Raw genomic sequence first — 12,006 nt, 5'->3', positions numbered from 1 at the left:
GGACGCCTCGCCACGGGCAGGCGTCTAGTCTATCCAGGGAGCTCCCATCCGTGCGTACGTCCCCGCTCGCGGCAGCGCTGGCTGCCGTTCTGTTGACCACCGCCTGGCCCGCCTCGGCCTCCGATACCGATGCTTCGACCGCATCGCCCCCACCGACCACGACCAAGGATCTCGCCGCCGTCTCGGTGATCGGCCAGGGTGAAACGCGCCAGGTGCAGCGGGTGACCGCACAGGACGTGCGAGTCCTGCCGCCCGGATCGCTGCAGAAGGTGCTGAACCGTCTGCCCGGCGTGAACGTACAGTCCAACGACGCCTTCGGCGCCAACGAGGAGTCACAGTCGATCAGCCTGCGCGGCTTCAACACCACGCGCCTGGGCTATACCCTGGACGGCCTGCCGCTCGGCGACAACGCCTACGGCAACTACAACGGCCTCAACATCAACCGCGCGCTGATCGCGGAGAACTTCGGCGGCGCCGAGCTGGCCGAAGGCATCGGCGGATTGGGCACGGCCTCCACCAGCAACCTGGGCGGCACCATCCAGTACTACTCCGACGACCCGGCCACGACCGCGGGCGGACGCTTCGCGCAGACCTTCGGCAGCGACCAGAACCGGCGCACCTATCTGCGCCTGGATACCGGCGACTGGCACGGCCTTGCGCTGTACCTCTCCGGCCTGCGCGCCACCGCCGACATGTGGGCCCGGCCGTATTCGCCCACCACCGCCAAGCAGTTCAACGCCAAGGCGGTGTATGAGTTCGAGGGTGGGCGCCTCACCGGCTTTGCCGATACCTCGCGCACCTCGCAGGCGGACTATGCCTATCTCTCCAAGAGCGGCATGGCGCGCGGGCTCGGCTGGGACTGGAACCTGTACGCGCCGGACTGGCAGCGCGCACTCGCCGCCGCCTATTGCGCGCCGGCCACGTTCGACCGCACGCGCTGCGCCTTCAGCGGCGGCGTGGACAACATCGACGATGCCTACTACCAGAGTCGCGCGCTGCGTCGCGACGACCTGTACTACCTTGCCGGCGATTTCTATCCCGCCGACGGCCTCACCGCCCACGCCCAGGTCTACCACCACGAGAACGCCGGCCAGGGCCACTGGTGGGCACCGGGACAAGCTTCCTATCCCGGTACGCCGCAGGCGCTGCCCATCTCGATCCGCAGCACCAACTACGTGATCAACCGCAGCGGCGCGATCGCCTCGCTGTCGTGGAACCTTGGCGCGCATCACCTGGAAGGCGGTGTGTGGTACGAGAACAACCACCACGAGGTGCAGCGGAACTTCTATTGGATCACCGGTCCGATCAACGACGACAAATACCTCGCCCATCCCAATCGTCGGCTGTTCGATCAGTTTTATCTCATCATCACCCGCCAGGCTTATCTGCAGGACAGCATCAAGCTGCTGGACGATCGCCTGAGCATCGATCTGGGCGTCAAGAGCCCGCACACCAGCATGCAGGCCCATCAGCCGCCCGGACCCTACGAGGCGCCGGTGGCCAACGGACGCCTCGATGCCGGCAAGGCATTCCTGCCGCAGCTTGGCCTCGGCTATCAGCTGGGCGGCGGACAGGAGGTGTTTCTCTCCTTCGCCAAGAACATCGCCGCTTTCCAGGGCGGCGGCGCCGGTGGCCCGCTGCTGGTCTCGCAAAGCGCTTTCGATGCCACCCACGGCAATCTCAAGCCCGAGCAATCGCGCACGCTGGAAGGTGGCTGGCGCATCGTCAAGCCGCAGTTCGAGGCCTCGGCCGCGGCCTACAAGGTCAAGTTCGACAACCGCCTGCTCGCGCTCAACCCGTGTCCTAGCATCCAGCAGGGCACGACACCGGAATGCACCACACGCTTCTACAACGTGGGTTCGGTGAGCAGCCACGGCGTGGAACTCACCTTCATCTGGAAGCCCGTGCAGCACTTCCAGTGGTACAACTCGGCCTCGTTCAACCGCTCCACCTATGACAACAACTACGTGCAGAACGGCGTGGTCGTACCCACCCGCGGCAGGCATACGGTGGACACGCCGACCAAGCTCTTCGCCAGCGAGCTGCAGTACAGCTTCGGACCGTGGTTCGCCTCTCTGCGCGGCAAATACACCGGCAAGCGCTACTACACCTACACCAATGATCGCGGCTTCGGCGGTTTCACCGTGTTCGACCTGGGCGCAGGCTACGACTTTGGCGCGGCCTGGTTCGCCCGGGACATCCGCCTCACCCTCAATGTGAGCAATCTCACCGACAAACGCTACGCATCCAACCTCACCGCCTTCGCCAACAGCGACCCCAAGGGCAGGCAGCTCGCCTTCCATGCCAGCGCGCCGCGGCAGAGTTTCCTCACCCTGGAGGCCAAGTTCTGATGGAACGTCTCATGCAAGCCGCGCGGCGGCTCGTCGCGCTGCCCCTGGTTGCCGGAGCCCTCGCCTTGCCGATCAGCCTGACCGCGCACGAACGACCGCTGGCCGCGCAGGTGTCGGTGATCGGCCATCGCGGCGCCAGTGCCTTGCGCCCCGAGCACACGCTGGCCTCCTACGCCAAGGCGATCGCGGACGGCGCCGACTTCGTCGAGCCCGATCTCGTCTCCAGCAAGGACGGCGTGCTGCTGATCCGCCACGAGAACGAGATCGGCTCGACCACCGACGTCGCGCAACACCCCGAATTTTCCGCGCGCAAGACCACGCGCACGGTGGACGGCGAAACGGTGAGCGGCTGGTTCACCGAGGACTTCACGCTGGACGAACTCAAGACGCTGCGGGCGCGTGAACGCCTGCCGCAACTGCGCGGCACGCGCTACGACGGCGCGTTCCAGCTGGTCACCTTCGATGAGTTCATCGACTTCGTCGCCGCCGAGTCGGCCGCGCGCGATCGCGTCATCGGCATCATTCCGGAGATCAAGCACGGCACTTACTTCGCCGCACGCGGCTTGGCGATGGAAGACAAAGTGCTCGCCGCGCTCGCCGCGCATGCCTACACACGTCACGCGCCGGTGGAAATCCAGTCGTTCGAGATCGGCAACCTGAAATACCTGTACGACAAGCTGGGCAAGGACCATCCCAACATCCGCCTGCTGCAACTGATCGACGAGCCGGGCAAACGACCGGCCGACGTCGCCGCCGCGGGCGGCACACTCACTTACGCGCAGATGCTGACGCCGGCGGGACTGCGCGAGATCGCGCGGTACGCCGACGCCATCGGCCCGGACTACCACGCGATCATCCCCTATCGCACCGACGGCATGCTGGGCGCGCCTACCACGCTGGTGCACGATGCGCACGCCGCGGGGCTGGAAGTGCATCCGTACACCTTCCGTCCAGAGAATTATTTTCTGGCCAAGGATTTCTGGAAGGGCAGCGACCCGCGCACCTACAACGCCGATGGCCTGGCGGCCCAGATCCGCGCCTATCTCGACGCCGGCATCGATGCCTTCTTCACTGACGACCCGGCCGCCGGTCGGCGCGCAGTGGACGGCGGTTGATTTTTTTCGGGGCTTCTTCACCGCTATCGCGCGGCCTTCAAGGCAGGACAGCGCAACCCCGGCGACAGCTGCCTCATACAGCCATCCGCCCCTGAAGGGGCGGATCTACGCCTATCGTGTATTAACGATGTCTGCGTGTAGACGTCTAAACGTCTTTTCTTGAAACACTCCAGTCATCGCTTCATCACAAGATCCGCATAGCTTGATCGCAATGGTCGCGAGGCCATTGCCCATTCCCATCCATTAACCCACGCGGTGCCGCCAGCCCGCGCGAAGAGTCGCAGCATCCGCCGGGTTGGTGAACAACAGCGGGCCGTGAGATGGGCGCAGGCGCTCTGCGGCGGCCGGCGTGGCCACGACGCGGCCGGGGTGATTGCGTGGCATGGCGAAGCTCTCCTACGGCGCCCTTCAGAAGGTCAGTTGCGCGCCCAGCATGTAACTGCGGCCAGGACCGGGTTCGTAATAGCGACCGTTGCTGTCGTTGACGATGACCGTGCCCACGTAACGGCGGTCGGCGAGGTTGTCGATACGGCCGCTCAACTGCAGGTGGGCCGAGGCACCCAGCGCGAACGCATAGGTGACGTCCGCGCCTATCAGGCCGTAGCCGGCGGCGCGGGCCGTGTTCGTGTCATTGGCCATCACGCTGCCGATGCCGGTGAGCGTAACGCCCTCGCGCCAGCCCAGGGTTGCGCCGTGTTGCAAGCGCAGCGAGCCGTAGTTTTCTGGCACGCCCGGGATACGTGAGCCGGACGGTATCGGCGTGGAGGGCGCCGCGCACGGTGTGGTGGTGCAGGTGAGGAAACCGCTGCGGAACACCGCCTGCAGATGAGTGAAACCCACTGCGATCTGCCACTCCGGCGCAAGCGTGCCGTTTGCCGACAGCTCGACGCCCTGCCGGCGCGCGGCACCGACGTTTTGGTAAGTAGAGCGTCCGTTTTGATTGGTGGCCACGGCCAGCTCGTCGCGTGTATCAGCGCGGAAGGCGGCCAGCTCCACGTCCAACGCTGTCGTGGGCTGCCACTTTGCGCCCACCTCCTTATTGAGGCTGCGCGAGGCTCGCAGGTTGAATGCCAGCCCGGGCTGGCCGTCGCTGCGATAGCCAAGTTCATTGTAGGTGGGCGTCTCGAAGCCGCGGCCGAAGCTCGCGTAGAGCTGCACGTTGTCGCGCGGATGGAACAATATGCCCAGCACTGGCGTCGTGGCCGAATAATCGACGTGTCCGCTGTCGTCTGGGTTTTTCGCCGTGATGTAGAAATCGTGCTCGTTGAAATGCACCTTATCGTGGCGCATACCCAATAGCAGCGACCAGTGTTCGGCGAAATACCAGTACCACTGTGCATAGACGTCGAGGTTGTCGACATCGTCCTTCTCGTCGCGACGCAACGCTCCCTTCACACCCAGTGCGTTGCCGACAAAGTTCTGGTAACCGCGACGGCGCTGCCACTGCGCATCGCCGCCGCCACCGAACACGAACTCGCTGTCACGGCCGAGAAACTCGCCATCGTGAGTCAAGCGCAGGTCGAGGCCGCCGTAGTTGGTGTCGGGCGCCACCACACCACCGGGCTGTAAGGGATTGGCCTGCGTGGCCTTAGGGATGGACTGATACTGCAGGATGTCGCGCCGGCCGAAATACCCGGCGACATGCAGCCGATCGGCGTCATCAAATACCTGGTCGTACAACAGGCCCAGCTGGTTCTGCAGAATGCTTTTGCGGGTGTTGTACTGCAGCGCAGCCGGCGAAGCCTGGCGCGGGTCGGCATCAAGCTGCGCGCGTGTGAGCCCCATTGGGTCGCCCGCACGCGGCTGGTCGAAGCGGTCAAGCACCACGGTGAGCTTGCGCTGCGCACCCAGTGGGATACCGAAGCGCGCGTGCGCCGACTGCCGATTGACACGGCTGTGCGCACGGTAACCACCGGAGAGGAACTGACCGGCCGCCACGTTGTAGTCCAGGCTGCCGAGCATGCCGCGCATGTCGGCGCTGTAGCGAAAGCTGTCGTAACTGCCAGCGTACACACTCAGCGTGGTCTGCGGCACCGCCGTGCCCTGTGCGGTCCACAGCTGCACCACGCCGCCAGCGGCATTGCCATAGAGCACCGAGAACGGCCCACGCAACACTTCCAGCCGTCCACCCATGTTGAGGACGAAGTTGGAAACCTGCCCCTGCCCGTCCGGCAGGGTGGCGGGGATGCCATCGATGAACAGGCGCATGCTGCGCACGCCGAAGGTCGAGCGCGCACCAAAGCCGCGTATCGAGAACTGCTCGTCCTGTGCGTAGTTCTGCCGGTCGCGCGCCAGCACGCCTGGCACGCCGACCAGCACCTCGGATAAGTTCACGCCGGGTTGCCCGGCCTGCGCCGGGTTCACTTCAACAACACTGAGCGCAGCCGGCACGTCGCGTGGATCAACACGCAGCCGGCTCGCATTCACCTGCACCACGGGCATGGTCGCGGGCGCGGCGTCCTGGGCGTCGCCCTGACGCGCCACGCCGACGCCCGATGCCAGCACCGATATCGCCAGCGCGAGCCGGCAGCCGGTGCTGGCCTGCGGCACTGCGGCGTTGAACCCATGCGGCAGCATTTCTCCCTCAATCCCCGTGATAGACGAAGTTCGCCTTCGACTGCTTTGCAGCTTCGTAGGTCAACGGTGTGGAGCCGGCCGGATAGCCGTTCTGTTGCAGCAGGAAGGCCATGATCTCCACGTAGTCCTGCTGCGGCAGGCTGCCCGGCTGGGTCGCAGGCATGTTCTGCGACACGATGGTGAATATGTCACCGACGGTGAAGTGCATGGAGGGCGAAGCGAAGTTCGGCCCCTTCAGCGCAGGCCCGGCTATGCCGGCGAGGTCACGGCCATGACAGCGCGAGCAGTTATCCAGAAACTTCTGCTTGCCACTATCCGCCTGTGCCTGGGTGTACAGCGCCGGAAGATGGCCCTTGCCCTTGCTTTTATTACCTTTGCCCCTGGTCGCATCGCAGGTACGGCTGGCCGTGTGCCGCCACGGATTCACGGTCATCCCGGCGCGCCGGTCCGGCGTCGCACTACCGGCTTGCGCGTAGGGCGCCAGCGTACGCGCCAGTTCGCCCGAAGCGGCCATCTTCGCCACCGCCAGTTCGAAGCGTCGTGCCTCCGCCGCGTGCGCTTCGTCATAGAGCGCCACCAGGTTGAAGCGCGCGTGGGGTTCGTTCAACTCGTGCACGTCGTAGCGACGGGCAAGATCATGCGCGGCCAAGTAACTTGCCACGGTCGGTTGCCAAAGCATGGCCGCGTCGACCTTGCCGGTTTGCAGTGCCTGCAGTGATGCGGTATCGCTCAGTTCGACATCCGCCTGCAGGCCGGGATGATCGGCGAAGTAGAGGTTGGGTATGGTCTGGTAGGTAACGGCCACTCTGGTGCCCGGGGGCAACTGCGCCAGCGAACCATGCGCACGACCGTGTGGCGTGACCAGTACGAAGCCAGTATGGCCATAGGGTTCGGTCATCCGCAGACCAGATGGGACACTGCGGGCGTCGGCATCGACCGGGAAACCGAGCACCAGGTCGCAGTGCGCGGCCAACTTGACGAAATCCCCCATGTCGAAACCATCGTCATCCCCGCTACCGTCGAAATAGTGCAGATTCAGCACCGCGCCTTCGTGCTGCGCGACGGCTTCGGCGAGGCGTCGATCCATGGGTGCGCTGGGACTGCTCTTGTCCACGCACAGGGTCACATCGGCGGCTCTCGCGGTGCCGCCGTACACGAGTACGGCGGCGATTGCGAGGACTCCTTTCCACAGAGAACAACGCAAAGAATGTTGTTTCATGGTCCAAGTTCTGCTCAAAGTGAAAAGACGTACAAATGGCCGCCGGTTGGGATGTTGGCGACTGCCGGATCCTTGGCCATGTCACCGCCCCAGATCGGGGTGGCGCCGCCCCAGCCGGCATACACACCCACGTATTGCTTACCGTCGACCACCCAGGTGCTCGGCACCCCTTCGATGCCCGAGGAAAGTTCCGGACTCTTCCAAAGCACCTTGCCAGTCTTGGCATCGAACGCGTACAGATGGCCGTCCGCACCGCCGGAGAACACCAGACCACCGGCCGTGGTCAGCATGCCGCTGTTCCATGGCAGCTTGGACGGGAAGTTCCACACCTGATCGCCGGTGTTGACGTCGATGGCCTGCACCGCCCCCCAGGTGTCTTTGAACGCCGGGTCGGCTACCACGTTGAAGGTCTCGCCCAGGAACGGCAGGCCGGCCTTGTAGCCGACAGTGGTCCCCTTCATGGTCATGCAGGAGTGCAGGGTCGGCACGTAGGCCATGTGGGTCTGCGGGTCGACCGAGATCGGCCACCAGTTCTTGCCGCCCAGGAAACTTGGGCAAGTGAAGATCTCCTTGTCCACGTCGGGATACAACGAAGCATCGGTGACCATCCGGCCATCCTTGACACCCGTGACCGAGGTGGCCGTGGCGAATTTCTTCGCGTAGATCAGCTTGCCGTTGGTGCGATCGATGGCATAGAACCAACCGTTGCGGCTGGCGCTGACAATCGCCTTGTAGGACTTGCCCTGATAGTTGATGTCGGTGAGCACCGTCTCATTGGTGCCGTCGTAATCCCAAGTGTCATGTGGCGTGTACTGGAAGTGCCACTTGATCTTTCCGGTGGCTGGATCCAGCGCCAGCACCGAATCGGTGTAGAGATTATCGCCCGGGCGCAGCTTGGCCAGCCACGGGCTGGGATTGCCCACGCCCCAGAACAGCGTGTCGGTGACCTCGTCATAGCTGCCAGTGAGCCAGGCCCCACCGCCGCCGGTCTTATAGGCGCCTTTGGGCCAGGTTTCACCACCAGGTTCGCCCGGCGCCGGGATGGTGTAACGCCGCCACACCTGATGGCCGGTCTTCGCGTCCAGCGCTTCGATGAAGCCACGTGCGCCATACTCGCCGCCGGATTCGCCGACGATGACCTTGCCCTGCAATATCAGCGGCGCCAGCGTCATCGCATAGCCCAAGTCTGGATCCATCAGCTGCTTGCTCCATTGCACCTTGCCGGTCTTCGCATCCAGCGCCACCACCCGGTTGTCCAGCGTGGCCATGTAGACGTTTTTGTCATATAGCGCGACGCCACGATTGACCACGTCGCAGCAAACCGTTTTCAGGCCGACGTGCGAAAGATCATGCTGGTATTTCCATAACAGCTTGCCGCTGCTGGCCTCGAAGGCGAGCAGTTCGTCCTTGGGCGTAGTGATGAACATGTAGTTGCCATTGACCACCGGCGGCGCCTCGTGGCCCTGCTGGAAACCGGTCTGGTAGTCCCAGACCTGCTTGAGGCCGGTCACGTTGGATGCGTTGATCTGGTCGAAAGGCGCATAGCCGGAGCTGGCATAGTCGCGGCGATACATCAGCCAACCCTGGTCACTGGCGGCCTTCATCAGGCGCGCGTTAGTCACCGGTTCGTATTGATCCGCAGCCAAGGCACCGCCCGAAAAGGCGAGCAGTGCGACAAACAATGCGGTGTGTCGATGCCATGAACGTGATTTCATGTCGATTCCTCTCTCGTGCGCAGGTTGCAGTGCAGGTCAGAAGAACAGGCTGCCGCCAGCTGAGGCGTCGCTCTGTCTGGGGTGGTCGGTCTCGCCGTAGGAGCGGGAACGGGTTTGCGAAAGCTCGATGCTGAGCGTCACGCTCTTGGTGAGCGCGTAATACCGGCGGTGACGCCGCCGTTGGATTTGGTGTACGAACTCTCGGATAGATCGTCGCGGTTGCGGCTGAGGACTGGCTTGAGCTTGCTGGTCGCCGCGCAGATGCCTTGCGGCAGGTGGTTGATACCGCATGCCCGACCTTGATCGTCGTCGGTAATGCCAATGCCGCGACCGGAAGTGCTGTTGATGTTGCCGTGGTGATGCCGTCTCGTGATTCATCGGTGATTCTCCCCCGCGTGGTTGCGGCGTTGCCTTGGCTGAGCCGCTGGTGATGCCGACGCCGCCGTGCCCTACGACAAAGCGCACCGTGCCCGGTCATAGCCGCCAATGTGACGATGACGTGGACCCAGGCTCGGCATCAGTCGCGCCCCGAGCCGAAGTCGTACTGGAAACCAGCGAACCAGGCGCGCGGCGCGCCCGGCGCCACGAATTGGGTCGAAGTGCCCGGGCCATCGACGTCGATCAGCCGCTGCGGCGTATCGAACACGTCGTGGCCGAGCTGACCGCTGACGAAGTAATGCCGGTCGAATACGTTCTGCACCTGCACGAACAGCGTGAGCTTCGGCACTGGATGCCAGTGCAGGTCGAGATCAAGCAGCGCGTAGCCGGGCAGCGGGCCGTGCACGTCCTGGTTATTCTCATCGCCCGTCCCGTATTGGCTCGAATAGGCGCGCAGGTTGGCGCCAAGCGACCACCGCGGCGTGAAATGGTATTGACCGGCCAGCGTGGCCATGTGCCGCGGGATCCCGGGGATACGGTTGCCGCTGCGCACCCGGATCACACCGTCGTCATCGGCGCTGGAGTTGTCGCCACTCTGCTCATCGAATGAGGCACCGTAGGTGGCGTCGACCAAGCTGTAGTTGAACTGCCATTCGAGCTGGCCGAGCTGACCGCCGAGGCCGAGATCGACGCCCTTGCGCACCGTCTTCGGGACGTTAGCGAAATAGCCCCGCGAACTGCCGCCTGTGTAGATGGTGAGGATGTCGTTGGTGACGCGGCTGTAATACGGCGAGACGTTCCAGTGCAGCCGACCGTCGTCCAGCGTGCCTCGCAGGCCGCCATCCAACGTGTGCGCAATCACCGGCTTCAGCGGCGGGTCTCCGGTGAAATCATTTGGCAACGCACAGGGCGCGGCCGGATCGGCGCACTCCAGCTCGATCGGCGTGGGTGTACGCATACCCTCGTCGTAGTTGAGGTAGGCACCGAAGGTGGGTGTCAGCGCCCAGGTCACGCCCAGACTGGGATTGAAGCGGTGGAAGCTGTTGCGTCCATTGATGTTTGGCTCGTCGCCCGAAAGGTCGCTCACGACGACCCGGCTGTGGTCGTAGCGGGCGCCGGCGCTGACGTGTACGGCATCGGTCAACGCCAGCACGTCGAGGAAATACAAGCCGTAACTGCGTGTGCCAGTGTCGGCCGCCGTCATCGGGTCGAACGCGAAAGGCAGCAAGCCGATGCTGTCGCCGCGCCATGCGATGTCGTAGGGAAAATAGGCCGGCTGGCCATACTGGGTGAAACGGCTGCTGCCGGCGTCGAGGCTGACGCCCATGGTGAAGCGATTGTCGTGGCTGCCCAGCTGCCCGTCGTCCACCACCTGCAGCGAGCTGCCATAGCCGCGCGTGTGCACGTTGCCAAGCACGTTAGAGGCCGGCACGTTGTTGATCGTCGCGCCTGGGTTGCTGGGGTCGTAGGCCGGTGTCAATCCAGAGTAGTAATACTGGCCGACCGAATCCGGATCGAACGGCCCGTTCGCGGTGTAGCCCAGTGGGCCATCGCGAGCCGGGTCATATTCATCGTAGTCGTTGGTGTTGCTGTTGAAGCTTCGGCTTTGCGAGATACGCAGGTAGGCTGACGCCTGCAGCGACCAGCCGCCGCCCAGCTCGCGCGTGCCGCGCAAGGTGAACTGGTTGAGGTTGTCGGTGAAATAGTCCGGCCAGGTGAAAGCAGTTTTCGGCGTGTCGGCCCACTCGACCGGAATGGTCTGGGTGCCGAACAGCCGGCCGTGCGAGCCCAGCCAACTCAGCGCGACCGCGGTGGCGTCGTCAGGATGCCAGTCAAGCCGCACGAAGCCTTGCTGCACCCGGCTAGACGAATGGTCGCGCCAGCCACTTTCGTAGTCGCTGCCCACGCCGGCGTAGATGCCCAGCGTGTGGCCGTGCGCGCCGAAGTCTGCGTCGGCCTGAATGCGGCCCCACGAGCCGCCAGACACATCGAACGAGCCGCCTGGATCGGTGAAACCGCTCTTGCTGGTCAGCACCAGGGCGCCGCCCAGCGTGTTGAGTCCATACAGCGGGTTGGAACTGGGGATCAGGGCAAGATTGCGGATGGCGAAATCGGGAATCGCATCCCAGTTCATCGTCTCGGCGAACGGCTCGTTCTGACGCACGCCATCGAAGTAGATGGACATGCCCGAGGGCGAACCCTGCAGCGGCGACAGCGTGAAGCCGTGGAAATACAGGTTGGCCTGCCACGGATTGCCCTGCGACTGCGTCAGGTTGACGCCCTGGAAATCCCGCTGCAGCAGGTCGGTGATCGACTGGCCGTGGATCTGTACCAGATCGTCGGCCTGCGCGACCTGCACGTTAAGCGGCATCTGCGCCAGCGGAACGCCCAACCCCGGCAACGGTGTCACGCCGACCACCACGACTTCGCCCAACTGCTGCACCGGCTGGTCGGCCAGGGCCACACACGGCAGCAGCATCGCGGACAGCAGCACGACCGCTTTGTCGACCAGCGCGACGGGGCGTTCCAGCCAGTATCCGGACAAGATACCGCCACGGGCATGTCGCATCACGCGACATGCCGCCGTGTGTGGCGTGCGGTTGCCCTCGTCCCCTGCCTGTCGGTTCCGGCATTGCATCTGGCGTGTGACT

At 64.3% G+C, this 12,006-nt stretch carries 6 protein-coding genes; 2 read left to right on the top strand and 4 right to left on the bottom strand.

Annotation, left to right across the window (positions count from 1 at the left end):
- Window positions 1-50 precede the first annotated feature (50 nt).
- The gene (locus ALSL_RS01830) at window positions 51-2,351 is read left to right on the top strand and encodes a TonB-dependent receptor (protein ID WP_231700269.1); all 2,301 of its coding nucleotides are present in this window, start codon (window positions 51-53) and stop codon (window positions 2,349-2,351) included.
- 11 nt (window positions 2,352-2,362) lie between these two features.
- Entirely contained in the window at window positions 2,363-3,466 is a 1,104-nt protein-coding gene (locus tag ALSL_RS01825; protein ID WP_231700268.1) for a glycerophosphodiester phosphodiesterase, read from the top strand.
- A gap of 408 nt (window positions 3,467-3,874) precedes the next feature.
- On the opposite strand, the gene ALSL_RS01820 is transcribed toward ALSL_RS01825, so the two are convergent.
- The 4 genes from ALSL_RS01820 to ALSL_RS13705 all read right to left on the bottom strand — a co-directional run bounded on the left by ALSL_RS01820 (window position 3,875) and on the right by ALSL_RS13705 (window position 11,900).
- Window positions 3,875-6,043, bottom strand: a complete 2,169-nt coding sequence (locus tag ALSL_RS01820) for a TonB-dependent receptor family protein (protein ID WP_126536103.1) — start codon at window positions 6,041-6,043, stop codon at window positions 3,875-3,877.
- A 7-nt stretch (window positions 6,044-6,050) separates the two neighbouring features.
- The gene (locus tag ALSL_RS01815) at window positions 6,051-7,262 is read right to left on the bottom strand and encodes a c-type cytochrome (RefSeq protein WP_126536101.1); all 1,212 of its coding nucleotides are present in this window, start codon (window positions 7,260-7,262) and stop codon (window positions 6,051-6,053) included.
- 14 nt (window positions 7,263-7,276) lie between these two features.
- Window positions 7,277-8,977: a methanol/ethanol family PQQ-dependent dehydrogenase gene (locus ALSL_RS01810; protein ID WP_126536099.1), complete on the bottom strand. Its 1,701-nt coding sequence runs from the start codon at window positions 8,975-8,977 to the stop codon at window positions 7,277-7,279.
- A gap of 517 nt (window positions 8,978-9,494) precedes the next feature.
- The gene (locus ALSL_RS13705; RefSeq protein WP_231700314.1) at window positions 9,495-11,900 is read right to left on the bottom strand and encodes a TonB-dependent receptor; all 2,406 of its coding nucleotides are present in this window, start codon (window positions 11,898-11,900) and stop codon (window positions 9,495-9,497) included.
- Window positions 11,901-12,006 lie beyond the last annotated feature (106 nt).

Source organism: Aerosticca soli (assembly GCF_003967035.1).
GTDB lineage: Bacteria > Pseudomonadota > Gammaproteobacteria > Xanthomonadales > Rhodanobacteraceae > Aerosticca > Aerosticca soli.
Note: the sequence above shows the minus strand (reverse complement) of the source record. Positions and strands in the feature narration are given on the sequence as shown.

What these genes read in the sequence shown, in the direction of transcription:
- ALSL_RS01825 (WP_231700268.1), top strand. Translation starts at nt 2,363, where the DNA reads ATGCAAGCCGCGCGGCGGCTCGTCGCGCTGCCCCTGGTTGCCGGAGCC.
- ALSL_RS01820 (WP_126536103.1), bottom strand. Translation starts at nt 6,043, where the DNA reads ATGCTGCCGCATGGGTTCAACGCCGCAGTGCCGCAGGCCAGCACCGGC.
- ALSL_RS01815 (WP_126536101.1), bottom strand. Translation starts at nt 7,262, where the DNA reads ATGAAACAACATTCTTTGCGTTGTTCTCTGTGGAAAGGAGTCCTCGCA.
- ALSL_RS01810 (WP_126536099.1), bottom strand. Translation starts at nt 8,977, where the DNA reads ATGAAATCACGTTCATGGCATCGACACACCGCATTGTTTGTCGCACTG.